Genomic DNA, 23569 nt, shown 5'->3' on the forward strand with positions numbered 1-23569 from the left:
GTGACGTTTTAGCCCGAAAAAAAAGGCAAAAAATGAAACATCAATAGTTTTGGATACCTTATCAAATGCGTTTTGACGCTACGAAAACGGACAGCATCCACACCGGCGAACACTTCACGAACGTGGCGGCGAAGAACGCGCCGCCAGCCAGACCGTCGAGGTGAAAGGCGGTAGCCGTCTCATTTCGACCTCGATCGACACGTTTTCACCACGCCCACTTACTTACAAACAAAAAACTTTCCTTACTTTTTACTTTCATATATAACGGCAGGGCATGTCGCGAACACGCCTGTCTCGCACATGTCCTCAGCCCACCCGTGCTAGCCGGTGGGCTTTTTTTTGGTGTATCCGCTTAATCGCAGGATACATACAAATTCCTTTCATCAGTCCATACGCCTCGGTGAAAACCCCCTCACGCTTTCACTTGACTTACTTGATATATCACATATCGTATGGAATCTATCAGCGTCGCATTTTTAGCGCCGATGATCGGAAGAGCCGCTCAGGCCCCCGCAAAACTCAACAGGCAAGTTTCGCAACTATCGTGCACGCGACGTGAGGGGCGCCAAGGCGCTCACTCCCGTCGTCAAAGGAGACAGCGATGAAGACAGAGCATCAGGATGGGCCGTCGTCGTGGTATGCATCCCCATGGGTACAACTCGTATTCGGCGTCATCTGCATGGCGATGATCGCCAACATGCAGTACGGCTGGACACTGTTCGTCAACCCGATCGACGAGAAGTATCACTGGGGCCGCGCGGCCATTCAGGTTGCGTTCACAATCTTCGTCGTGACGGAAACGTGGCTCGTGCCGATTGAAGGCTATCTCGTCGACAAGTACGGTCCGAAGCCTGTCGTAGTCGGCGGCGGGCTGCTGTGCGCCGTCGCCTGGGTGATCAACTCGATGGCGTCGTCGCTGCCGCTGCTGTACCTCGCGGCCGCCATCGGCGGGATCGGCGCGGGCGCGGTCTACGGCACGTGCGTCGGCAATGCGCTGAAGTGGTTTCCGACCCGCCGCGGGCTCGCCGCCGGGATCACGGCAGCCGGCTTCGGCGCGGGTTCGGCGGCCACCGTCGTGCCGATCGCCAACATGATCAAGAGCAGCGGTTACGAGGCGACCTTCCTGTGGTTCGGCCTCGGCCAGGGCATCGTCGTGTTCCTGCTCGGCATGTTCCTGCTCGCGCCGTCCGCCAACGTGCTGGCGACTGCGAAGAGCGCGCTGTCCAGTGCCAGGCGCCTCGTGCACAACGCGACGCCGCGCGAGGTGGTGTCCGCGCCCGTGTTCTGGGTGATGTACCTGATGTTCGTAATGATGGCGGCAGGCGGCCTGATGGCGACGGCGCAGCTCGGGCCGATCGCGAAGGACTTCGGCCTGCATGACTCGCCCGTTTCGCTGCTCGGCCTGACGCTCCCCGCGCTGACCTTTGCACTGACGATCGACCGTGTACTCAACGGCCTGACGCGTCCGTTCTTCGGCTGGATCTCGGATCGCATCGGCCGCGAAAACACGATGTTCATCGCGTTCGCCATCGAGGCTGTCGGCATTCTCGCGCTGTCGAAGTTCGGTCAGAGTCCGGTGGCGTTCGTCGTGCTGACGGGCATCGTGTTCTTCGCGTGGGGCGAAATCTACAGCCTGTTCCCCGCCACTTGCGGCGACACGTTCGGCCCGAAATTCGCGGCCACCAACGCCGGCCTGCTGTACACGGCGAAGGGCACGGCAGCGCTGCTGGTGCCGTTCACGAGCATCGTCACGGCCGCAACGGGCAGCTGGCACGCCGTGTTCATGCTCGCGTCGGGCATGGCCGCCGTCGCCGCATTCCTGGCGCTCTTCGTGCTCAAGCCAATGCGCCGGGCTTATGCGCTCCGGCATTCGGAGGCATCACTGGACACGCCGTACGGTGGGTCGACGCGCATCAGCGACTCGGCGCGTATTTCGGCTGAAGGAGGCTGATCGGCAGCACGTGTTTTGAGGTTGTCAGGATGCCCGTCTGCCAGCGCGCGACGGGCATCCGTCATTCCGCAAGCTCCAGCATGACCGCTCTCGCACGCCATTCCTGGCGCACTCTGTAGCAGCGGGCGTGACAGACTGCGCTCATCGCGCTGCCGCCCGTCCGATTCCGCGCCGCACATCGCCGCTGCAGCAGACTGGCACGAACCGTGCGCGCCAAGCTCTCGCCGATACGCACGCCGCCCAGCAACGCTTCGCCGCCGCAATCCGTCGACTCCGCGGGCGTACGTGTCGCCCTTCCGACACTGGCCGATTGCAGAGGCGAATCCGATGGACCGCGAAGAGCTACTCGAAGACTGGCGCACGCTCGCGCTCGATATCGAGCATCAGGTGGAAAACGCAGTCATCGGGCAGCCCGAGACCATCCGGCTGATCAACGTCGCGCTGTTCGCGCGCGGCCACGTGCTGCTCGAAGGCGGCGTCGGCGTCGGCAAGACGACGATCCTGCGCGCGTTCGCACGGGCGATCGGCGGCGATTTCGAGCGCGTCGAAGGCACGATCGACCTGATGCCGGGCGATCTCGTCTATCACACGTACGTCGATGCCGAGGGCAAGCCGCGCATCGAGCCCGGCCCGCTGATCAAGCACGGCGAACGTCTCGCCACCTTCTTCTTCAACGAGATCAACCGTGCGCGCCCGCAGGTGCAATCGCTGTTGCTGCGCGCAATGGCCGAGCGCTCGGTGTTCGCATTCGATCGCGAATACCGCTTTCCTTATATGACCGTGTTCGCCGACCGCAACAAGGTCGAGAAGGAAGAAACGTTCGAACTCGCGGCGGCGGCGCGCGACCGATTCATGTTCGAACTGAATATGTCGACGCCCGACGACGCAACCGCCCGTCGCGCGCTCGTCTTCGATCCCGACTTCCACGACACGGAAGCGCTGCTCGCGCGCGTCACGACCGACGTGCTGCCGTGGCAACGACTGAATGCGATCGGCGCGAGCATTCAACGGACCATCCACGCGAGCGAAGCCATCGAACGCTACGCGCTCGACATCTGGCGCGCGACCGAAAACCCGTTGCAGTTCGATATCACGCTCGACGACGTGGACATGCAGCGCCTGATTCTCGCCGGCGCGAGCCCGCGCGGCATGAGCGCGCTGCTGCGCGCGGCGCGCGTGGTCGCGTGGCTCGACGGGCGCACCTATCTGATGCCCGAGGACATCCACCGCGTGCTGCTGCCGACGCTCGGGCATCGCGTGTACTTCACCCCCATCTACGAGTTGCGCCGCCAGGAACTCTCCGATGCGCTGATGACGCAGATCGTTTCGAGGATCGCCGCGCCGTGAACACGTTGGCGGAGTTCCAGTACCGGCTTCCCGTGCGGGTGTCGGGCGCGCGTCCCGGCGGGCATCGCGGGTCGAGCGTCGGCATCGGCCAGGAGTTCGCGGCGCACACGCGGCTGTTCGATCATCCCGATCCGCGCCGGATCGATGTGCGCGCAAGCATTCGCAGCATGCAGCGCGAATGGCTCGTGCGCGTGCACCGGCAACGCGTGGCCGTGCCCGTGCACGCCGTCGTCGATGTGTCCGCGTCGATGCGCTTCGGCGCCGCGAGCACGAAGCTGGACGTGGCGGCGGCGTTCGTCGAAGCGCTCGGGCATAGCGCGTTCCGGATCGGCGACCCGGTCGGCATGCTCGCATTCGACGACGCAGCGCGTGAGGATCTTTTCGTGCCGCCGCGACACGCGCGCGGCATGGGTCCGTTGATGGCGGAGTTGCTGCGCGATTGCGCGCCGCGGCAAACGCGCGCGCAGTCGCGCGAGCGCGGCTTGCGCGAAATCGCGACGCGGCTCGCCGGCCGCGCGTGTCTGGTCTTTCTCGTGTCGGATTTTCATTGGCCGCTCGCCGCGCTGCCGGGACTGCTCGACACGCTGACTCACGCGTGGGTCGTGCCCGTCGTGCTGTGGGATCGCGCGGAAGTCGAGCCGCCGTCGCACAACGGCTGGATGTCGCTCGTCGATATCGAATCGGGCGAAATGCGCTCGATGTGGATGCGCGATTCCGTCCGCGAGCGCTGGCGCAGCGCGGTCGCGGAACGCCGCGCGCAGATCAACGCGCTGTTCGCGCGACACGGCATCCGCCCGTTCTTCAATCAAGGCGCGTTCGAGCCCGAAGCGCTCAGCCGCTACTTTCTCGAGATGACGGCATGACGCGCACCGGCACCTGTGCGACCGCGCTCGCATGCGCGTTGACGACCGCGAGCGCAGGCGTGCATGCGGAACCCGCGACCGTGCAGCAGCCGCGCGCCTTCGGCCACGTGCTCGGCGACATCGTCACGCAACAGGTGCTGCTCGGCCCGGACGATCGCGCCGCCGAATTGCCGGCGCTGCCGTCGACGGGCCGCGTCAACGCGTGGCTCGAACGCCGGCCGCCGTCGATCAGCACGGATGCCGACGGCCACCGCTGGCTCGTGCTCGACTATCAGGTGATGAACTCGCCGCGCGCGCCCGCCGTGACGTCGACGCCGCCGCTGCAATTGCGGCTCGCGTCGGGCAAGACGCTCGATGTCGTGGCAAGCCCGCTGTCGATCGGTCCGCTTGCGCCGCTGGGTCTCGCCGACGCCGGACGCCTCGCGGGACTTCAGCCCGACCGGCTGGTCGCGCCAGAATCGACGGCGCCGTTGCGGCGCGCGTCGACCGTGTGGATCGCGCTCGCCGTGGCGGTGATGATCGCGTGGCTCGGCTGGTGGCTATGGCGCAATCAGCGCGACGCGCGGCAGCTGCCGTTCGCGAAGGCATGGTCGCGCTTCGGCCGGCAGGACGACGCCGCACTCGACGCGAATCCCGCTGCGTGGCGCGGCCTGCATCGCGCGCTCGACGAAGCGGCGGGACGTGTCGTGCTGGCGGGTTCGGTGCCGGAGCTGACGGCGAAAGCGCCCCATCTGCGTGAGCTGCAGCCGCAACTCGAACAGTTTTTCCAGCGGTCGTCAGACCGGTTCTTCAGCCAGTTGCCGGCAGCGACGCCGTTTTCATTGCGCGAGTTGTATCGCGCGCTGTATCGCGCGGAAAAGCGCCATCACCGATGAGCACGCCGCCTGATTTTCTCTACCCTTGGGCGCTCGTTTTGCTGCCGCTCGCCGCTTTGCCGCTGCTGCGCCGAAGCATCGATACGCTGCCGTATTCATGGGTCGCATGGCTGCCGCGGGATCGCGCGGGCCGCGTGATCGCGTTCATCTGGCGCGCCGCCGCGATGGTCGCGCTGGCGGCCGTGATCGTCGGGCTTGCGGGGCCGGGCTGGTCCGGCGAGCAGACGCGCATCACGGGAACGGGCGCGGAGATCCTGATCCTGATGGACGGCAGCGGCAGCATGAACCAGCCGATCAGCAGCGGATCGATGAATGTCGCCGACGCGCCCACAGCAGGCGAAACCAAAAACCAGATGGCGCGCGATGCGATCACCGCATTCGTCGCGCAACGCGTGAACGACCGCTTCGCGTTCATGCTGTTCGGCACGCATCCGATGCTCGCCGTCCCCTTCACCCGCGACCGCACGGTGATCGACGCCGCGATTGCTGCAACGGGCGTGGGGCGCGGCACGCCGGATACCTTGCTCGACCGCGGCATCCAGTATGCCGTCGAACTGTTCGACGGCCGCGCGCGCACCAGCAGCCGCGCGATCGTGCTGGTCTCGGACGGCGGCGCGCGGCTCGACGACGTGGCGCGCGAGCATATCCGCGCGGGGCTGTCGCGCAACGGCGTGGCGTTTTACTTCGTCTATCTGCGCAGCGGCATCTACAGTCCCGACCTGCACATTCGTCCCGCCGATACCGACCATTCGCCGGAAGCCGAACTGCACCGCTTCTTCCTGTCGCTGCCGACGCCCTATCGTCTCTATCAGGCCGACAGTCCGCAACAGGTTGCGCGCGCGATGAGCGATATCGCGCGCAACGAAAACGCGCCGGTGTCGTTCGTCGAACGGCTGCCGAGGCAGGATCGCAGCACCTGGTGTTACGCAACGGCGCTCGTCTGCTGCGCACTGCTGACAGGCGTGTGGTTCATGCAAAAGCGGAGCCTGCGATGAAACGGCTGCCTATCCATCTGATGTTCGGCGTGGCGACGCTGTGCTGCGTCGGCGTCGCGGGTTACTACGCGGTGCGTCTTCAGCACGTCGCGCAGGCGAACGCCGCGATCGCCGCGATCGGGACGCAACCGCGCGAGCAATGGAGCAAGTCCGCGGCCGACAGCAACGCGCCCGCCGTGCGGCTCGCGCAAGCCGTCGCGCTCGCGCGCGATGGGCAGCATGCGGAGGCGGGCAAGCTCTACTACGAACTCGCGCGGCTCGCGCCTTCGAGTGAAACGGGTCGGCTCGCGCTCTACGATCTCGCCAACATGTATCTGCGCGAAGCTGCCGGCGACAACGCGCAAGGCCCCGTCCGCTCACCGCCGATGCTCGAAACCGCGAAGGCGCGCTATCGGGAACTGTTGCGGCTCGAGCCCGGCAACTGGGATGCGCGCTACAACCTCGAGCGCGCGCTGCGCCTCGCGCCCGAAGCGCAGGACACCGCCGAGGACGTCAACGACGTCAAGGAACAGCACAACATCAACGTGCGCGGCGCGGCGCCGGAGGAACTGCCGTGAAGCGCGGCGCGCGGCCCTGGATGCGCTATCTGCGCGGACGCTGGTGGCAGCTGCCCCTGGCGTCGCTGCTGCTGGCGGCAGCCGTGCTGATGCCGCCCTTCGAATTCAGGCGCCCCGTGTTCCGGTATGTCGTCACCTTCGATATCACGCAGAGCATGGACGTCGAGGACGTTGCAATTGGCGGCAAGCCCGTGAGCCGGATCGACTTCGCGAAGGCGGCGATGAGCGACGTGCTGCAGCATCTGCCGTGCGGGTCGGAAATCGGCTGGAGCGTGTTCACGAATCAGCGCTCGCTGCTGCTGGTCGCACCCGTCGAAGTCTGCAGCAGCTACGATGCGCTGCTCTCGTCGCTCGATCAGATCAGCGGAAAGATGCGCTGGGTCAACAGCAGTGTGATCGCGCAAGGCGGCATCTATTCGGCCGTCCGCGCCGCCACCGATCTGGGCCACAACACGGACGTCGTGTTCATCACCGACGGCCAGGAAGCGCCGCCCGTCGCGCCGAACGAAACGACGGTGCGCGACATTCCGCAAGGACTCGTGCATGGCTGGCTGATCGGCGTCGGCGGCGACCAGCCAGCGCCGATTCCGAAGACCAATGCCGACGGCGTACGCACCGGCTTCTGGCAAGCCGATGAAGTGCGGCAGGTGCGGCCCGAGCCCGGCGCGCCCACCGTTGCGGAGAGCCACGAAGAACTGTCGCAACTGAGAGAAACGTATCTGGAAGCCCTGGCCGGACATCTCGCCTTCGGTTACAGACGGCTCGTCGGCCCGACCACGCTGCGCGCGCCGCTGATGGACGCGCGTTACGCGCACCCGGTCCCCGTTGCCACCGATATCCGCTGGGCGCCCGCGCTGCTCGCGCTGGTGTTGCTGGTGTGGCGCTTTCTTCCGGCGCGGCGGATGGTGCGCGCGGAAAGACCCGCAAGCGCGTCAACCGTCACGGCGCGCACGCGCACGCGCACGCACAGCGCGCCTGTCACTGCAGGCTCATCGCAGTAAGTTGATCGCGCCGCGCGTCGAATTATTTGGCACGCGCTTAAAGAAACTGCCGGGCACGCAGAGTGCTCCTACGTCATCATTTCGTAAGGACACCCGGCCATGCACTCGACACTTATTTCATCCGTCTCCCGCCGCCTGCTTGCATCGACGGGCGTATTCTGCGCCGCGATGTCGCTGGCCGCAGTCGCCGACGCACAGATCACGGCGCCCGCCGGCTCGGGCTCGCAGGACAACCGCACCGCGCCGATGGGGACGAAGTCCGATCCGCCGCCCGCGCACACGCTCGAATCGAACACGCCGCAAGCCGCCGAAGCGAAGCCTGAGCAACGCAGCAACGCAAAAAACAAGTCGGGACACAAGCCGGAAGGCGCGGGCGGTTTCGACAACGGTCTGTATGGCACAGGCGCGGGCAGCAACAAATAACATGCAAGCCGCGGTCACGATTCTCCGACGCGATCGATGTTCTTTCGAGTCACGTCCTCTTCACTTCCCTGCTTTTCTTCGGACCATTTGAGCAACGAATCGAGCGCGGGACACAATGCCTGTCCCCACTCGGTCATCCGGTACTCGACCTTGGGCGGCACCTGCGGATATTGCCTTCGCTCGACAATGCCGTCCGCCTCCAGTTGTCGCAACTGTTGAGCGAGCATCTTTTGCGAAATGCCGGGAATCAGCTTTTCGAGGTCCGAGAAGCGCTGCACCTGGCCGCCAAACAGATGAAAAAGAATCACGAGTTTCCAGCGTCCTTCGAGCAAACGAAAAACGGCTTCGACGTCGGCGGCGGCCGTTGCGGCCGTATAAACCTTCCTCATAGGTAAGTCACTTACTTTTCCGTGCGTTCTTGTGGAACAGGTTGGGGATAGCGAGAATGAATGTATCGCAATTCACGACTTCATATCGGATATGGCATTGAACGCATTGAACCTCGCAGGCATGCGAACGCTCGTCACGGCAGGCACGAAAGGGATCGGCAAAGCGGTTGTCGAGCGCTTCGTCGAACTGGGCGCAACGGTGTTGACGACTGCGCGCACGCACACGCCGGATCTCGACGCACAACACTTCGTGACCGCGGATCTGAGCACCGCAGAGGGTTGCGCAAGCGTCGCGCGGGCGGTTCAGGAAAGGCTTGGCGGGCTCGATGCGATCGTGCACGTGCTCGGCGGTTCATCCGCGCCCGCCGGGGGCTTTGCCGCGCTCGGCGACGACGAGTGGCAACGGGAACTCGACCTTAATCTCTTTCCCGCCGTGCGGCTCGATCGCGCGCTGCTGCCGGCCATGATTGCGCAGGGAAAAGGCGTCGTCATTCATGTGACGTCGATACAGAACCGTCTGCCATTGCCCGAATCGACGACAGCCTATGCGGCCGCGAAGGCTGCGTTATCGGCGTATAGCAAAGCGCTGTCGAAGGAAGTGACGCCCAGGGGTATCCGCGTCGTACGTGTATCGCCTGGCTGGGTCGAAACGGAAGCCGCCGTCGCATTGGCGGAACGTCTCGCCGCGCAAGCGGGCACCGACTACGAAGGCGGCAAGTCGATCATCATGAAGTCGCTGGGCGGCATTCCGCTCGGTCGTCCGGCAAAGCCTGCCGAAGTCGCGAATCTGATCGCGTTCCTGGCTTCGCCGCTCGCATCGGCGATCAGTGGAACGGAGTATGTGATCGATGGGGGAACGGTGCCGACGGTGTAGGCGCGGCTCTTGTTCCCGCAGCCGAGGCGAGCCGTCTTGAGACACCGTGCCGCTAGCGTACCCAACCACGTTCGATCAACGGCACGTCCCATCCTGGCTCGGAGCCAAGCCAATCCGCCAGAAATTCGACGAGCGCCTTCACCTTGAGCGCCTGGCGTTGCGTGGCTGGGTACACGGCCGCGAAGTTCAAAGGCGACAGCGCGTAGTCGGCCAGAACGGGCACCAGCGAGCCGTCGAGTAGCGGCGCGCTCGCCACCAGCGTAGGCAAACACACGACACCGCCGCCCGTCAGCGCATAGTCGCGCAGCAGATGCACGGAGTTCGAGCGGATCATGCCGGGCAGTTCCATTTCGAAGACCTCGTCGCCGCGCGTCATCGTCCAGTGGTTGCGCGATGGATAGCCTGAATAGAGCGCCGTCGTGTGCTCGAGCAACTCGCGAGGGTGCTGCGGCGCGCCATGCGCTTCGACGTACGACGGCGCCGCGCAAAAGAGCCGCCTCACGGTAAAGAGCCGCCGCTCGATCAACGACTCCGAGATAGCGGGGAAGACCTGAAACGCGACATCGAAGCCTTCTTCGATGGGATCGACTACCCGGTCGTTCACGATGATGTCGAGCTGGATGGCGGGATAGCGCCGGTTGAATTCCCCTAACACTGCGCCGAAATGACCCAACGCGAAACCAGGCAGCATCTGGATCCGCAGCCGCCCGGTAGGCGTGGCGCGCAATTCGCGCATCTGGTCGGTCAGGTCGTTGACGCGTCCCACCACCTCCGCGCATTCACGGTAGAAGGCCTCGCCGACTTCGGAGAGGCGCACGTGCCGCGTGCTGCGGTGGAACAACGGGGCGTTGACGAAGCGCTCCAGTTGCTGGATGCGGTTCGTCACGACCGAACTGGTCACGCCGAGTTGTCGTGATGCCTCCGCGAAGCTGCTCGTTTCCGCAACCCGCACGAAAGCCTCGATACTCAGAAAACGATCCATGCCGCTTCCCTGTCATCGTGTACAGCACGTCAGTTTATACGCGCTGACGCCAGTGACAGTGGCATGCAAGAACGTTGGCCCGGGCACGCCGTGCGCACGGACCTCGGTATCGGCGGCTTTATTCGAATTGCTCAGCCGCAGGAAACTCCGCCGTCGATGCATTGCTGCGGCGCACTTTGGCAGGCGCCGTCTCCTTGAGCAGCAAGCTCACGCCGATGCCAAGCAGCACTGCGCAGATCGGCAGCCACAGGATATTCTGAATGCCAAAGCGAGTCGCAACGAAGCCAGCAAGCGAAGGCGCGACACCGCCGCCGAAGATCTCGCCCGCGCCAACCACGATCCCGATTGCCGTCGAGACCATGCCGACGGGCGCCGCCTCCGTCGCGACCGGGCCGGAGAGCAGCGAAACGAGACCAAGCGTGAAAAACGCCGCCACGAACAGCACCGCGAACAAGGCGACGGGCTGCGCGCCGAGCCCGCGAAACACGTACAGCATCACAGCCGTCCCCGCAAAACCGATGACGCTCGCAAAGCGCCGCCCCGTCAGATCAGAAAGCCCCGGCAAGCCGAATTGGCCGACGAACCCACCGAAGCCGATCGCCGAGACCACGATGCCCATGCGCTGCGTGTCGAGCCCCAGGTATTCGGTGAGATAGAGGGGCAGCATCGCCCCCAGCACGAAGACACCCGTCATCGCACAGAACAGCGCGACCATGGCGACGCGGATGTTCCCGCTTTTCAGCACGTCGCGCCAGTTGCCGCGCCTCGCTTGCGCCACGGCCGGCGCGGACGGATCGGACAGCGTCGATACACGCGTGGTCCTGGGCTCGCGAATCACGCGGAACATCAGCAAGCCGAGGATCAGCCCGGGAATGGAGACCAACGCGAACACCCAGCGCCACGACATCACGTTCAGTAACTGCGTGGCAATGATCGGCGAAAGCGCCAGTCCGAACAGCGCGAATCCGCTTTGCTGGAGCCCGAGATTGAAGCCACGGCGTTTCGGATGCGAGGCGTCGGCGGTCGCGGCGAAACTGGTCGGGCAGAACGAACCCTCGGCGACGCCCATCAGGGCCCGCACGGCCATCAGACTCGCGAGTCCGCCCGCAACCCCCGACAATCCCGACAATAACGAGAACGCGATGATCGCGGGAATCAGAACCTTGCGGCGTCCGAACCTGTCGGAAATGCCGCCCATCAACGCCGCGAAGATACCCCATGAAAGACCGAGGATGCCGATACAGTTGCCGACGTCCTGGGCCGTCAGATGCAGGTCCTTCATGATGGACGGAAAGAGCGGCGCGATCAGCCACCGGTCGAGGCCCACCAGCCCGAAGCCGAGCGCGAGCAGCGTCACTGCTTTCCATTCGTAGGACACGTCCCACTGGTTCGATCTCATCCTTGTCTCCTGTATCAGATTCGACGGCGACCGCACGCAGTGCAAGCAGCCCGCGGCGTACACAGCGCCGACGTGGGAAGAATGATCCAGGTGCCACGGGGAAAGAATGCGACGACGACCGAATACGTCATTCGCGAATTGCAAACAATGTCCGCGACACGCCCCGCGAGGCGCACCGGACAAGGATTTGGGCTGAAAGCGAAGGTGCCGGCACCGGGTGTTTGGCACGCCCCAGGGCTACTCCCGGTAGACGCGCGCGCGATCTGGCGGCGGCCTGATGTCAGTGAGAGAACCGGCTGCGTGGCGACGCGCGGCGGACGACTTCCCCGGGGCTGTGCCGGAGAGTCAATGACCCCGGGTCAGACGCTCGCCGCCTGCCCGATCCTGTAATTCGTGTCTTTCAACCTAGCGCTGCCAAGAGCGCCTCCAGAAACCTCAAATACGCGGTTGCCCCCGGATCGGCGTGACCGATGCTGCGCTCCTGCACCCACGCCGCACGCCCCTTCTGCGACTGCAGCGCGGCCGTCGTTTCTACCTGCCGCCGCGCGGTCGCAATCATCTCCGCCAGAATCTCACGCGCGCTCCCGCTCGACGCCTCGAGCACATCGAGGCTCGGCACCAGCGCATCGAGCACGGTCTTGTCGCCGACCTTGCTCTTGCCGCGTTCGACGATGCGCGCCGCTATCGCGCGCCCGATCGTGAGCATGTCGTCCTTGCCGACCTCATGCTTATCCGCCATCGTCTTTGCCGCCGCCAACAGGCCGCCGCCCGTCAACGCCGCGAACGTCGACGGATTAGCCGTCGAAAAGGCCTGGCCGGCGGCCCGCAACATGTCGCTTATCGCTGGGTCATCGGGTAAAGCGGCGAGCGCTTTCACGACGGCGGCCGATCCCGCCTTCACCGTGATGCCGAGATCGCCGTCGCCAAGCGCCGCATCGAGGTCGCGCAATTCGTCGGTGTGCGCCGGCAGCGCATCCAGCACACGCATCAACAGCGCACGGACTTCATTGGAGGACAGGCTCATGATGTGCGCTCCATCAAACCAGCAGCCAGTCGCGATAGAGCGGCGAACGCGCGGGCGCAGCGAGCAGCGTTTCGAGTTCGTCGTCGAGCAGCATCACGGTGATCGACGCCCCCGCCATTTCGAGGCTCGTCACATATTCGCCGACATACGAGCGTGCAATCGATAACCCGTGATCCCCAATCACTTTCGCCGCACGCCTGAACAGCAGATACAGTTCTTCGAGCGGCGTCGCGCCGAGCCCGTTGATCAGCACGGCCAGCCGCGATCCCTTCGGCGCCTGCAGATCGCCAAGAATCTGACCCATCAGACGATCCGCAATGGCATCGGCGGATTCCAGCTTGCCGCGATGCGTGCCGGGTTCGCCATGAATCCCGATGCCGATCTCCATCTCGCCATCGGGCAGCGTGAAGGTGGGTTTGCCCGCAGCGGGCAGAATGGTCGGCGACAGGCCGACGCCCATCGTGCGGCACTGAGCGTTCGCCTTCGCGCAAATGCGCGCGACTTCGTCGAGCGAATCGCCGCGTTCCGCCGCAGCGCCCGTGCACTTGAAAACGAACGCCATGCCGGCCACACCGCGCCGCTCGCTCGCGCGCTCCGCTGGCGCCGACGCGACATCGTCGGTCAGCAACACCGTTTTGATGTCGATGCCTTCGGGTTCCGCGAGATCGGCGGCGAGATCGAAGTTGAAGACGTCGCCGCCGTAGTTGCCATACACGTACAGCACGCCCGCTCCGCCGTTCACGGCTTTCGTGGCTTCGAAAATCTGTTCTGCCGACGGCGACGAGAACACATTGCCTACCGCGACGCCGCTGCACAGCCCTTCGCCGACATAGCCAAGAAATCCCGGCATATGCCCCGAGCCGCCGCCCGTGACGATGCCGACATGCCCTGCTTTCGGCGCATCGGCACGCACGAGCGCGCGCCGGTCGGCTGTCGCGGCCTTGATCCAGCCTGGGTGCGCGATCAACAGCGCATCAATCACTTCGTCGACGAAATCATCTGGCTGGTTGATGATCTTTTTCACGCGGTTCTCCTTGTGATGATCAGTTCTTGCGCCGTTGGCTGAGCGCATCGAGCATGACGGCGGCGAAGATGACGCCGCCCTGAATGAACTGGGTCCAGAATGGATTGACGCCGAGCAGCGACAGACCGACGTTGATGACGCCGATCAGCACCACGCCGATAAACGTGCCGACGATCGAACCGCGCCCGCCCGCCAGCGATGTCCCGCCGATCACGACGCCCGCGATCACCTGCAATTCGAGCCCGTTGGCGGCCGAAGGCAACGCGGAATTAAGGCGTCCCGCGAGCACGATCCCGGCAATCGCCGCTGTCACGCCGGCGAGCGTATAGGTCAGAAAGATCACGCGACGCACAGGAATGCCCGCCAGCCGCGCGGCTTCCTGATTGCCGCCGACTGCGAACACCTGATGTCCGAACGTCGTCTTGCGCAGCAACACGTGGCCGATGACGAACACGATCAGCATCACGATCATCGGCGCGGGCAATCCGGCGAACGTCTTCGCGCCGAACAGCGTGAAGGCGTTCGGAAAGTCGAACTTGGTGCGGCCATCGGAAATGGCGAGCGTGAGGCCACGGCCCATCGCCATCATCGCGAGTGTCACGATGAACGGCACGAGTCGCAGCCATGTCACCGACAAGCCGTTGAGCGCACCGACGAGCGCGCCGACCGCGAGCGCTATCGCGAGACCGGCAATGCCGACTCCGACGGCGTCGGGTGTCGAGCCCGCCATGAAGGTCGCGGCGACCATCCCGCTCAACGCGACCAGCGAGCCGACCGACAGATCGATGCCCGACGTGATGATCACAAACGTGCCGCCCACCGCCGCGATGCCGACCACCGAGGTCTGCACGAGGATGTTGGTCAGCGTGCTGGTGGTCAGAAACTCGGGCGATGCGATCGACAGCACGACGCAGATGACGATCAGCGCGGCCAGCAACGGACCGACACCGCTGCGCAATTGCCGGATCACGCGACTCGAAAGCGCTTCCGGGTCAGTCTGTTTCGCGGCCGTCGAAGTCATGCTCGTGCTCCTGTTGTCGCCCATTGAATCACCGTCTCCGAATCGGCTTCGTCGCGGGGCAGTTCCGCAACGATCCTGCCGCGATACATCACCAGCACACGGTCGGACATGCCGAGCAGTTCCGGCAGTTCCGAACTGACCATCACCACGGCCGCACCCGCGCGCGCCATCGCCACCATATGCGCGTAGATTTCCGTCTTCGCGCCGACATCGATGCCGCGTGTCGGTTCATCGAGCATGATCACGGCCGGCTGCGTGGCCGTCGCGCGCCCGAGAATCACCTTCTGCTGATTGCCGCCCGACAGATTGCCCGTAATCTGCACGACGCTCGACGCCCGCACGCCGAAGCGCGCGCTCGCCTTCTGCGCGAGCGCACGCTTTCGCGCGTTGCGCACGAAGCCGCCCGTCGCGATTGCCTTGAGACTCGACAGCACGATGTTTTCTTCGATACTCGCTTCGAGCACGAGTCCTTCCAGCTTGCGATCTTCTGCGGTGTACACGAGACCCTGGCGCACGCCATCGGCGGGCGAGCGGACCACCGTCCTGTTGCCGCGAATGAAAATGTCGCCTTCGGTCACCTTCTGCGCACCGAAAATCGCCTTCAGCAACTCCGTGCGGCCCGCGCCCGCAATACCCGCAATCCCGACGATCTCGCCCGCGCGCACCTTGAAGCTCGCGTGCCGCACGATGGGCGGACTCGCGAGATCGCGCACTTCGAGCACGACCGGGCCGTAATCGCGCGGCTCCCACGGGTAGAAGGAATCGAGATTGCGCGCGACCATCGCCTGCACCAGATCCTGTTCGGTCCACGCCGACATCGGGCGCTCGCTGACCGTCGCGCCGTCGCGCATCACGACGGCCGAATCGGCCAGCTCGAACACTTCTTCCAGATGGTGCGATATGAAAATGATGCCCATGCCCGTTGCGCGCAAACGCCTCACCACGGCATACAGATGCGAGATGTCGTCGCGCTGCAACGCCGCCGTCGGTTCGTCCATCACCAGAATGCGCGCGTCGCGTGCAACGGCTTTCGCGACTTCGATCAGCTGACGCTTGTTGAGCGGCAGATCGCCGAGCCGCATGGCGGGCGACACGCCGTCGAGGCCCACTTGCGCAAGCGCCTGTCGCGCATTCTGATCGGCCTCGCGCCGCTGGACGAAGCCGTTGCGTGCCGGCATGCGGCCAAGAAACAGGTTTTCCGCCACCGTCATGTCGTTGACGAGCGACAGTTCCTGATAGATCACCGCGACGCCCGCATCGATGGCCGCGTGCGTACCGCGTGCGAGCGGCACGCCGTTGATCTCGATCGTGCCTTCGTCCGGTTCGTAAGCGCCCGATAGCGTCTTGATCAGCGACGACTTGCCCGCGCCGTTTTCGCCGACGATGGCCAGCACCCGGCCCGCCTCGAGCGTCAAACTGACGCCGCGCAACGCCTTCACACCCGGAAAGCTCTTGACGATGCCCGCCATGCGCAGCAACGGCGGCACATGGCTGTCCGCACCCGCTTGCGGGTGTGACTGCACGTTGTCTTGTGGCTGCGAACTCGTCCCGGCATTCATGTGCTGATTCCGCATTCGATGACGGGCCCGCGCCTCGCACACGCTGCCCGTCGAAGTGACATGGCTACGTTACTGGCTCACCTGCAGCGACCACAGACCGTATTTCTTCGTTTCATCCGAATCGATATTCGACTTGTCGATGAGGAACGTCGGCCATGCATAGGTGGCGGGCACGGCCTTGCCCGCCGCGTTGTCGGCGATGAAATTGAGCGACTTCGCCGCCATTTCGATCGGGTTCTGCGAGATCGTCGCGTCCTGCTTGCCTGCGCGGATCGCCGACAAGGCCTGCGCCGTGCCATCCGCGCCGATCACGAGGATGTGCGCCTTGTCATCGAGCGGCTTGTAGCGGCCCGCGTTGTCGATCGCTTTTTCCGCGCCCACGGTGTTGTCGTCATTGGCTCCGAACACCGCGTCGATCTGCGGGAATTTTTGCAAGATGTTGGTCATCGCGTTTAGCGACTTCTCCTGATCGAAAGCGCCTTCCTGACGCGCGACGACCTTGATGTCCGGGTACTTGGCGATCTCGTCGCTGAAGCCTTTTTCACGATCGGTGGCGGCCGTCGTGCCGACCAGGCCGATCAGGTCGACGACATTGCCTTTCGCCGAGCCATAGCGTTTGGTCAATTGATCGGCAATCCATTTCGCGCCTGTTGCGCCGAGCGCGACGTTATCCGACGCGACGAACGACGTGACTTTGCCGCCGTCCGATCCGCGATCGAGCGTGAAGACAGGGATGTTCATCTGATTCGCTTTCTGCACCACGGGGATGATCGCCTTCGAATCAATCGGATTCAGAACGAGTGCGGTGATGCCTTGACTCAGCAGATTGTTGGCGTCGTTGACCTGTTGCTGCGCATCGCCGTTCGCATTGGTCTGTACCAGTTCGAACGACTCGGCTTTCGAGCCCTTTTCGACACCGAGTTTCAAGCCAACGAAGAACGCGTTGTTCAGCGTCGCGATGGAGAAGCCGATCTTGGTCTTGCCTGCCGGGGCCGACGCCGGTGCAGCGCTCGCGACTGCGGCGCCGCTCGCGCTAGCATCGCTGGCCGCGGTTCCCGTCGACGGCGACTCGCTCTTCGAGCAACCGCTCAATGCAGCCGCGACGCACAACAGTCCAGCACCCGCCGGCGCGGCGAGTGAACTCCATCCGTTAAACCGTGCTGAATTCCAGGCCATGAGCGTCTCCGTTATTCAAATAGTCAGTTATCAGATACCGGGAGTCGATGTACGCGGATGCGCACCGACGGGTCAGACTCGACACACTGCACACTACGGGCGTTTGCGTCGCACGCCATATTGACTAAACCTGTCCACCACCTCGGCCATCTGCTCGTCCGACAGCACAGGCGGCACGCCGAGCGTCGCAGCGAGCAGATACTGCTGTGCCAGTACTTCGACTTCATTCGCGAGCCACAAGGCCCGCGCGAGATCGGGTCCAAGCGCAATCACGCCATGATGCGCAAGCAGACATGCCGTGCGGTCTCGCAGCGCGGCCACCGCGTGATCCGATAGCGCCTGGCTGCCGAAGGTCGCATAAGGCGCACAACGAATCGAATTGCCGCCCGCAGCGGCGACCATGTAGTGATGCGCGGGAATATCGCGGCCGTGAATCGACATCGCCGTGGCCGCGTTCGAATGGGTGTGGACGACTGCGCCGATTTCGGGCCGTGCGTGGAGAATGTCGCGATGAAAGCGCCATTCCGTCGACGGCCGTTTTTCGTCGAACACGGGCGCAGTCGCTTCGATATCGAGCGGCAACCAGACGATCGTGTCCGTATCCAGTTGCGCCGCCGGCACGCCGCTCGGCGTAATCAGAAAGCCGTCGCGCCAGCGCGTGCTCACGTTGCCCGACGTGCCCTGATTGATGCCCAACCGCACCATCTCCTGCATCGTGTTCACGATGTCGGCACGCAGTGCGTCTTCCGTCGCTGACGGGTCGTTCACGCTCACGATGCCGTACTCGCAGCAGGCGCCTCGGCCTGAAACAACGCGGCAAGGTTCGCTTCGAACGGTTTGGCGACGATGCCTCGTTCCGTGATGTAACCCGTCACGAGATCGTGCGGTGTGACGTCGAATGCGGGATTCAACACCTTGATGCCAGCAGGCGCGATCTGCTGACCTCCGAGGTGCGTCACTTCGTCGCCGTGCCGCTCTTCGATGACGATCGTGCTGCCATCGGGTGTCTGCAGATCGAGCGTGGAAGACGGGCACGCAACATAAAACGGCACGCCGAAGTGACGCGCAGCAATGGCAAGACTCAACGTGCCGATCTTGTTCGCAAAGTCGCCGTTCGCCGCCACCCGGTCCGCGCCGACGATCACAACGTCCACCTTGCGCCGCGCCATCAGCGACGCCGCTGTGCCGTCGGTGATCAACGTGACGTCGACATTGGCCTGGCGCAGTTCATACGCCGTCACGCGCGCGCCTTGCAGTAGCGGCCGCGTTTCATCCGCGTACACGCGAAACGCGATGCCTTCCCGATGCGCCAGATAGATCGGCGCGGTCGCGGTGCCAACTCCCGTCGTCGCCAACGCGCCGGCGTTGCAGTGCGTCAGGACACCGCAGCCCGCCGTGATGAGCGGCATGCCGTGCAAGCCGATTTGTTCGCACAACAACTGGTCTTCGCGATGAATCTGCATCGCCTCCTCAACCAGCGCGCGATACAGCGATACGGAATCGCTTGCGCCCGAACGGTCGGCGGCGCGCAACATGCGCTTGAGGCTCCAGTTGAGATTCACCGCCGTTGGCCGCGCGCTGTCGAGATACGCCGCCTGCTCGATCAATGCGGCACGAAAGCCATCCAGCGGAAGGTCACGTGAGACCTGCATCGACACACACAGACCATAGGCCGCCGCGACCCCGATTGCCGGTGCGCCGCGTACCCGAAGTTCGTGAATGGCCCTCCACACTTCGAAAGCTGTCGTTAGCGCTTCGATCACGGTTTCGCGCGGCAAGCGTGTCTGATCGATGATTCGCAGACTGTCGTCTTCCCACGTGAGCGTAGCCGGCAGACTTTCGAAAATTGGCAAAACCATAGTCACTCCACGGCAATTTGATGTGTGCCCGACTGCGTCCCGTTCATTGCAACCGATGCTCACGGTCCTGCACATCGCGCGCCAATTCCACGACCTCCCCGATCGACCCAAACGCATGACGCTCGATCAGCAGACGCTCGGCAAACTGCACGCATTTCACTTCGACGGCCGCACGAATCGCATCGTCTGAAATGCTGGTGATATCGGCAACCTTGGCCATGCCGACAATCCGCCGAATCATCTTGCATCCTGCAAAGCCCAGCGAGTTCGCCAGCAGGCGCTGCATGAAGCGCGCGCGGTAGGCTTCCGCGCAGTGTCCGCCCGGATCGTCTCCGATGAAGTGACTTTTCCGACGCCTCTCATGCTCGCGCCACAACAGCGTGAATTTATTCGCGAACTCCGTCCAGATGCCCGTGATCTGACCGAGCAGCCACTCGCGATAGTCGTCGGATCGCTGCGCTGTGCGACGGTCATGCCAGTCGCGCGAGAAATAGGCAAGCAACAGATTCGCCAGCACTGCGCCGACGTCGAATCCCATGGGTCCGTAGAACGCGAACTCGGGATCGATAACGTAGGTTTCGTCCTCGTTCACCATGATCGAGCCCGTATGCAGGTCGCCATGCACCAGGGTCTCCGTATCGTTCATGAACGACCATTTCATCTCGGCCACGGCCACGCGCAGCGCGGGCGTCCTCCAGGTGCGCTCGATCATCTGTTTCGGGAAAGCGTTGCTGTAGACGTTGGATGGATGATCTTCGAACGGGAAGGTGAACACGAGGTCTTCGGTAATCTTGCAAAGCTCGGTGTTGATCGCCGCGCCCACCGCCTGCTTTTTGACTTCGGGTGCAAGAAAGAGGTCGGAGCCGTAGAACAGCGTATGCGCAAGATAGGTCGACAGATGATCGGTGAGCTTCGGATAAACATGGCCCTCCATCAGCTTCTGCCGCAGGATCGCGTGCGACGACAGCCGCTGCATCACCATCAGATACAACTCGGTATCGGCGTGATACACGCGTGGTACGTGTTGCGGACACAGTTCGCCGAAGCGGCGCAGTGCCGCCACTTCGCGGATCATCCGGTGCCGCGTCAACGGCCATGTCTTGCCCACGAGCCGCAGAAACGGCGGGGCTTGTTTGACGACGACACTTTTTTCCGGCGTCCGCGCGTTGCTGACGAAGTAGACGTAGTTGAGATTACCGTCACCCACTTCCGCGATGTCGAGTTCGCCCGGTTGATTGAGCAACGCATACACGGATGGCACGCCTCGCAGATAAGCGGCCAGCTCCGAAGAACTCAGTGCTTCGAATTCCATCAACGTCTCCTCCGCGATCGATCCGGTTTCAGCGCTTCTTGCGCACCAGATCGAACTTGAAGATGCTCGTGTTGTAGTAGTCGTTGCTGTAACAGATCGGCTCGCCGCTTTGATCGAAATCGACTTCATCGAGCAACAGAAACAGACCGAATCCGTCGCCGAGTTCCGGCAGATCGCGCGGCGTCAGGATGGTCGGCTGGATCGATGTGTGTGTATGCGACAGCCGGCGACCCGTGCGCGCGAACATCGCGAACAGCGACTCGCCAAGTTCGCCATTTGCCGCATCGAATACATGCTTCGGCACCGTGTCGATGCAGTACGCGGCGATTGCATCGTCGGCGCATCGCACCCGTTCGATGCGTACACAATCGGCGCCGACGCCTAACCGCAGTTTCGCGGCGAGGTTCTCCGACGCCTTGATCTGATCGATCCGCAACCGGCACGTGGTTGGAACCGCACCGACACTCCGGATCATGTCCGTCACGGACATCAGATCATCGAGCCCGCCTTCGAGCTTCAACGAAATTTGTCTGATGAAGGTACCGCGCCCCTGCACGCGAGACAGCAAACCGTGCGAAATCATTTGCGCGACCGCCTCGCGCAGACTGGAACGTCCTACGCCCAGCAGCTCGCATAGCTCTGTTTCCGTGGGGATCTGATCACCTGGCTTGAGCGCGCGATCCCGGATCATCGACGTCAACGACTCCTGGATCTTGTCGCTCATCGAACGTTCGACACTCAGGCGCATGCGCGTACCCAGTATTGAAAGTAGATGAAATATAGATCAGACGTCTGATGTTTTTATCGGTGTTTACCCGCGCGAAGAGGGTGGCCCTTGATTGGGACCGATAGAACCCGTTACCTGTGTTGCTTCGCTTTTGCAGCAGCATTGAGTCCGCCAGCGATGAACCGGCGAGCGTGTGTCGCGAGGTCCATGCTGTCGTCCCACAAATTTCGCCAGATGGCCAGCGCATTGGACAACTGCTCATTGACGACGGCGGATGAAAAACTCTCGAAGGTGACCACGCCTTGATAGTCGATCATCGCCAGTGCATGGAAGAACTGTGCAAAATCGATCGTGCCGGAGCCAAGGTATCCACGATTGCTCTCGCCAATATGAACGTAACCGAGACGCGCTCCGCATTGAAGCACCGGCTGCATGAAGTCGCATTCTTCGATGTTCATGTGGTAGGTGTCCAGATGCACCACCACGTTCGGCGCGCCGATCTCGTCCAGCATGCCAAGCGCTTGCGACGCCGTGTTGAGCAGGTTGCTCTCGTAGCGATTGACCACTTCCAGTCCGAGCGTCACATTCTTTTTCAACGCAAGCTCTGCAATCCGCTTGAGCGATTCGACGGCATTTCGGCGCCCTTTTGCGGTAATGGGCGCATGGTACTTGCCCATCGCACCGTACAAAATACCGCCGAAGTAAGCGCCGCCGAGTTCCGCGGTAATCCTGACACCCTCTTCCAGCAGCGCCATGCCTCGCGATACCACCGAGGGGTCTTCGCTGGATATGTCCGCATCGAACGTCAGCCCGCGCGAGCAGCCAATCTCGAGGTTGTGCTCCTGCAGCAAGCCACGGGTCAGCGAGAGGTCCATGACCTTCGGACCATGCAAGGAGAGTTCGATCAGGTCGAAGCCTGCCGCTTTCGTCTGGGTGATGACCTTGCGCGTCGACTCCGGCGACAGGTCGCCTGCCCATACCAACGCATGGACGCCTAGTTTATTCATCGCGCTGTGCCTCCCATTGCGACGGCTACGCCCGTCAACGACCCGTGTCCGCTTTCAGCTCACGCGCATCGCATCGGTAACGGGCTGCTTGCGTTCGAGCGCCATGCCGTCCTGACGGAAGAGATGCACGTGACGCTTCGAAAAGCCTGGCTTGATGGGCTGCCCTTCCAGTGCGGTGGATTCCCCCGAGCCCTTCACCTGGATCACCCGCTCGTCGGCAAGACGCACATGCAGAAGCGTCTCGCTGCCCAGATGTTCGATGACCATCACCTCGCCTGCCAACGTGCTGTCGGTGTCGCTATTCGCCGACTCGCTCAGATGCTCGGGCCGAACCCCGAGCACCAGCTTTTGATCCGGCTCGACAGCGTCGCCGTTGCACGGCACGACGAGCGGCGCGCCGCCGGGCAGTTCGATCGTGACGCCCGCCTCGTCGCTCTTCTGCACGCGGACCTCGAGGAAATTCATCTTCGGAGAACCGATGAAGCCCGCCACGAAACGGTTGCGCGGCGTACGGTACAACTCGAGCGGCGAGCCGATCTGCTCGACTCCGCCGTGATTGAGCACGACGATCCGGTCGGCCATCGTCATCGCTTCCGTCTGGTCGTGCGTGACGTAGATCATCGTGGCGTTGAGCTGCTTGTGCAATTTGATCAGTTCGAGGCGCATCTGCACGCGCAACGCGGCGTCGAGGTTCGACAGTGGTTCGTCGAAGAGAAACACCTTGGGCTCGCGCACGATCGAGCGTCCGATCGCCACCCGTTGACGTTGCCCGCCCGACAGCGCGCGTGGGCGGCGCTCGAGCAATTGCCCGATCTGCAGGATATCCGCCGCCCGATGCACGCGCTCCTTGATCTGCGCTTCGGGCAACTTGATCATGCGAAGCCCGAACGCGATGTTCTCGTACACGGACATATGCGGATACAGGGCGTAGGACTGGAACACCATCGCCACGCCGCGCTCCGACGGTTCGAGCTCCGTCACGTCTTCGCCTTCGATCACGACCCGGCCCGAATCGATCCGCTCCAGCCCGGCGATACTGCGCAACAAGGTCGACTTGCCACATCCCGACGGACCGACGAACACCAGAAATTCGTGCTCCTTGACATCGATGTCGACGCCCTTCAGCACGTCGGTGCCTGCAAACGCTTTGCGGATCTTCTGCAAATGTACGGCGCTCATGCGTGTCTCCTGTCCCATGCAAGGC

23 protein-coding genes are annotated in these 23569 nt (G+C 63.4%); 9 read left to right on the forward strand and 14 right to left on the reverse strand.

Going from position 1 to position 23569, the window contains the following annotated elements:
* Window positions 1–601 precede the first annotated feature (601 nt).
* The 8 genes from oxlT (at window position 602) to C2L66_RS26725 (ending at window position 8012) form a co-directional block, all read left to right on the forward strand.
* A complete protein-coding gene (gene oxlT / locus C2L66_RS26690) occupies window positions 602–1951 on the forward strand; it encodes an oxalate/formate MFS antiporter (protein WP_054933696.1) in 1350 nt (449 codons plus the stop codon).
* Window positions 1952–2278: 327 nt separating this feature from the next.
* Window positions 2279–3298, forward strand: a complete 1020-nt coding sequence (locus C2L66_RS26695; RefSeq protein WP_054933695.1) for an AAA family ATPase — start codon at window positions 2279–2281, stop codon at window positions 3296–3298.
* Entirely contained in the window at window positions 3295–4161 is an 867-nt protein-coding gene (locus C2L66_RS26700) for a DUF58 domain-containing protein (RefSeq protein ID WP_060605421.1), read from the forward strand. The genes C2L66_RS26695 and C2L66_RS26700 overlap by 4 nt, the downstream gene beginning before the upstream one ends.
* A complete protein-coding gene (locus tag C2L66_RS26705; protein ID WP_060605413.1) occupies window positions 4158–5036 on the forward strand; it encodes a hypothetical protein in 879 nt (292 codons plus the stop codon). The genes C2L66_RS26700 and C2L66_RS26705 overlap by 4 nt, the downstream gene beginning before the upstream one ends.
* Window positions 5033–6031 (forward strand): vWA domain-containing protein, encoded by a 999-nt coding sequence (locus tag C2L66_RS26710; protein ID WP_054933692.1) that lies wholly within the window; start codon window positions 5033–5035, stop codon window positions 6029–6031. Before C2L66_RS26705 ends, C2L66_RS26710 begins: the two co-directional genes overlap by 4 nt.
* Complete coding sequence (locus C2L66_RS26715) at window positions 6028–6588, forward strand: hypothetical protein (protein ID WP_060605410.1); 561 nt, start codon at window positions 6028–6030, stop codon at window positions 6586–6588. The genes C2L66_RS26710 and C2L66_RS26715 overlap by 4 nt, the downstream gene beginning before the upstream one ends.
* Complete coding sequence (locus C2L66_RS26720; protein WP_060605408.1) at window positions 6585–7589, forward strand: vWA domain-containing protein; 1005 nt, start codon at window positions 6585–6587, stop codon at window positions 7587–7589. Before C2L66_RS26715 ends, C2L66_RS26720 begins: the two co-directional genes overlap by 4 nt.
* Before the next feature lie 99 nt (window positions 7590–7688).
* Window positions 7689–8012, forward strand: coding sequence for a hypothetical protein (locus tag C2L66_RS26725; RefSeq protein WP_054933689.1), 324 nt, complete (start codon window positions 7689–7691; stop codon window positions 8010–8012).
* A 14-nt stretch (window positions 8013–8026) separates the two neighbouring features.
* On the opposite strand, the gene C2L66_RS26730 is transcribed toward C2L66_RS26725, so the two are convergent.
* Window positions 8027–8401 (reverse strand): winged helix-turn-helix transcriptional regulator, encoded by a 375-nt coding sequence (locus tag C2L66_RS26730; RefSeq protein WP_054933688.1) that lies wholly within the window; start codon window positions 8399–8401, stop codon window positions 8027–8029.
* A 91-nt stretch (window positions 8402–8492) separates the two neighbouring features.
* Between C2L66_RS26730 and C2L66_RS26735 the strand changes: the two genes are divergently transcribed.
* Window positions 8493–9275, forward strand: coding sequence for an SDR family oxidoreductase (locus tag C2L66_RS26735; protein ID WP_054933687.1), 783 nt, complete (start codon window positions 8493–8495; stop codon window positions 9273–9275).
* Window positions 9276–9327: 52 nt separating this feature from the next.
* Here the strand turns inward: C2L66_RS26735 and C2L66_RS26740 are convergent, their stop codons facing one another.
* The 13 genes from C2L66_RS26740 to C2L66_RS26800 all read right to left on the reverse strand — a co-directional run bounded on the left by C2L66_RS26740 (window position 9328) and on the right by C2L66_RS26800 (window position 23544).
* Window positions 9328–10257: a LysR family transcriptional regulator gene (locus tag C2L66_RS26740; RefSeq protein ID WP_054933686.1), complete on the reverse strand. Its 930-nt coding sequence runs from the start codon at window positions 10255–10257 to the stop codon at window positions 9328–9330.
* A gap of 118 nt (window positions 10258–10375) precedes the next feature.
* Window positions 10376–11656, reverse strand: coding sequence for an MFS transporter (locus tag C2L66_RS26745; RefSeq protein WP_060605405.1), 1281 nt, complete (start codon window positions 11654–11656; stop codon window positions 10376–10378).
* A 400-nt stretch (window positions 11657–12056) separates the two neighbouring features.
* A complete protein-coding gene (locus C2L66_RS26750; RefSeq protein ID WP_060605402.1) occupies window positions 12057–12680 on the reverse strand; it encodes a DAK2 domain-containing protein in 624 nt (207 codons plus the stop codon).
* A gap of 13 nt (window positions 12681–12693) precedes the next feature.
* Window positions 12694–13704 carry a dihydroxyacetone kinase subunit DhaK gene (locus tag C2L66_RS26755; RefSeq protein ID WP_082670471.1) on the reverse strand — a complete coding sequence of 337 codons (1011 nt, stop codon included), beginning with the start codon at window positions 13702–13704 and terminating at the stop codon, window positions 12694–12696.
* A gap of 19 nt (window positions 13705–13723) precedes the next feature.
* Window positions 13724–14725, reverse strand: a complete 1002-nt coding sequence (locus tag C2L66_RS26760) for an ABC transporter permease (RefSeq protein WP_035997269.1) — start codon at window positions 14723–14725, stop codon at window positions 13724–13726.
* Window positions 14722–16284 carry a sugar ABC transporter ATP-binding protein gene (locus C2L66_RS26765; RefSeq protein ID WP_060607133.1) on the reverse strand — a complete coding sequence of 521 codons (1563 nt, stop codon included), beginning with the start codon at window positions 16282–16284 and terminating at the stop codon, window positions 14722–14724. Before C2L66_RS26765 ends, C2L66_RS26760 begins: the two co-directional genes overlap by 4 nt.
* Window positions 16285–16353: 69 nt before the next feature.
* Window positions 16354–17460, reverse strand: coding sequence for a sugar ABC transporter substrate-binding protein (locus C2L66_RS26770; protein WP_054933681.1), 1107 nt, complete (start codon window positions 17458–17460; stop codon window positions 16354–16356).
* Window positions 17461–17553: 93 nt separating this feature from the next.
* Window positions 17554–18234 (reverse strand): class II aldolase/adducin family protein, encoded by a 681-nt coding sequence (locus C2L66_RS26775; protein ID WP_054933680.1) that lies wholly within the window; start codon window positions 18232–18234, stop codon window positions 17554–17556.
* On the reverse strand, window positions 18231–19319 hold the full coding sequence (mtnA, locus tag C2L66_RS26780; protein ID WP_060605395.1) for an S-methyl-5-thioribose-1-phosphate isomerase: 1089 nt from the start codon (window positions 19317–19319) through the stop codon (window positions 18231–18233). The genes C2L66_RS26775 and mtnA overlap by 4 nt, the downstream gene beginning before the upstream one ends.
* 43 nt (window positions 19320–19362) lie before the next feature.
* The gene (gene mtnK, locus C2L66_RS26785) at window positions 19363–20631 is read right to left on the reverse strand and encodes an S-methyl-5-thioribose kinase (RefSeq protein ID WP_060605392.1); all 1269 of its coding nucleotides are present in this window, start codon (window positions 20629–20631) and stop codon (window positions 19363–19365) included.
* 28 nt (window positions 20632–20659) lie between these two features.
* Window positions 20660–21355, reverse strand: a complete 696-nt coding sequence (locus tag C2L66_RS26790; protein ID WP_224100870.1) for a GntR family transcriptional regulator — start codon at window positions 21353–21355, stop codon at window positions 20660–20662.
* Window positions 21356–21489: 134 nt separating this feature from the next.
* Window positions 21490–22365, reverse strand: coding sequence for a sugar phosphate isomerase/epimerase family protein (locus C2L66_RS26795; RefSeq protein ID WP_060605388.1), 876 nt, complete (start codon window positions 22363–22365; stop codon window positions 21490–21492).
* Between the two features lie 54 nt (window positions 22366–22419).
* Window positions 22420–23544, reverse strand: a complete 1125-nt coding sequence (locus C2L66_RS26800; RefSeq protein ID WP_060607130.1) for an ABC transporter ATP-binding protein — start codon at window positions 23542–23544, stop codon at window positions 22420–22422.
* Window positions 23545–23569: the final 25 nt, after the last annotated feature.

Origin of the sequence: Paraburkholderia caribensis, from assembly GCF_002902945.1 — a bacterium.
GTDB classification, from domain to species: domain Bacteria; phylum Pseudomonadota; class Gammaproteobacteria; order Burkholderiales; family Burkholderiaceae; genus Paraburkholderia; species Paraburkholderia caribensis.

What these genes read in the sequence shown, in the direction of transcription:
- oxlT (WP_054933696.1), top strand. Translation starts at nt 602, where the DNA reads ATGAAGACAGAGCATCAGGATGGGCCGTCGTCGTGGTATGCATCCCCA.
- C2L66_RS26695 (WP_054933695.1), top strand. Translation starts at nt 2,279, where the DNA reads ATGGACCGCGAAGAGCTACTCGAAGACTGGCGCACGCTCGCGCTCGAT.
- C2L66_RS26705 (WP_060605413.1), top strand. Translation starts at nt 4,158, where the DNA reads ATGACGCGCACCGGCACCTGTGCGACCGCGCTCGCATGCGCGTTGACG.
- C2L66_RS26710 (WP_054933692.1), top strand. Translation starts at nt 5,033, where the DNA reads ATGAGCACGCCGCCTGATTTTCTCTACCCTTGGGCGCTCGTTTTGCTG.
- C2L66_RS26715 (WP_060605410.1), top strand. Translation starts at nt 6,028, where the DNA reads ATGAAACGGCTGCCTATCCATCTGATGTTCGGCGTGGCGACGCTGTGC.
- C2L66_RS26725 (WP_054933689.1), top strand. Translation starts at nt 7,689, where the DNA reads ATGCACTCGACACTTATTTCATCCGTCTCCCGCCGCCTGCTTGCATCG.
- C2L66_RS26730 (WP_054933688.1), bottom strand. Translation starts at nt 8,401, where the DNA reads ATGAGGAAGGTTTATACGGCCGCAACGGCCGCCGCCGACGTCGAAGCC.
- C2L66_RS26735 (WP_054933687.1), top strand. Translation starts at nt 8,493, where the DNA reads ATGGCATTGAACGCATTGAACCTCGCAGGCATGCGAACGCTCGTCACG.
- C2L66_RS26740 (WP_054933686.1), bottom strand. Translation starts at nt 10,257, where the DNA reads ATGGATCGTTTTCTGAGTATCGAGGCTTTCGTGCGGGTTGCGGAAACG.
- C2L66_RS26745 (WP_060605405.1), bottom strand. Translation starts at nt 11,656, where the DNA reads ATGAGATCGAACCAGTGGGACGTGTCCTACGAATGGAAAGCAGTGACG.
- C2L66_RS26750 (WP_060605402.1), bottom strand. Translation starts at nt 12,680, where the DNA reads ATGAGCCTGTCCTCCAATGAAGTCCGTGCGCTGTTGATGCGTGTGCTG.
- C2L66_RS26760 (WP_035997269.1), bottom strand. Translation starts at nt 14,725, where the DNA reads ATGACTTCGACGGCCGCGAAACAGACTGACCCGGAAGCGCTTTCGAGT.
- C2L66_RS26765 (WP_060607133.1), bottom strand. Translation starts at nt 16,284, where the DNA reads ATGAATGCCGGGACGAGTTCGCAGCCACAAGACAACGTGCAGTCACAC.
- C2L66_RS26770 (WP_054933681.1), bottom strand. Translation starts at nt 17,460, where the DNA reads ATGGCCTGGAATTCAGCACGGTTTAACGGATGGAGTTCACTCGCCGCG.
- mtnA (WP_060605395.1), bottom strand. Translation starts at nt 19,319, where the DNA reads ATGGTTTTGCCAATTTTCGAAAGTCTGCCGGCTACGCTCACGTGGGAA.
- mtnK (WP_060605392.1), bottom strand. Translation starts at nt 20,631, where the DNA reads ATGGAATTCGAAGCACTGAGTTCTTCGGAGCTGGCCGCTTATCTGCGA.
- C2L66_RS26790 (WP_224100870.1), bottom strand. Translation starts at nt 21,355, where the DNA reads ATGAGCGACAAGATCCAGGAGTCGTTGACGTCGATGATCCGGGATCGC.
- C2L66_RS26795 (WP_060605388.1), bottom strand. Translation starts at nt 22,365, where the DNA reads ATGAATAAACTAGGCGTCCATGCGTTGGTATGGGCAGGCGACCTGTCG.
- C2L66_RS26800 (WP_060607130.1), bottom strand. Translation starts at nt 23,544, where the DNA reads ATGAGCGCCGTACATTTGCAGAAGATCCGCAAAGCGTTTGCAGGCACC.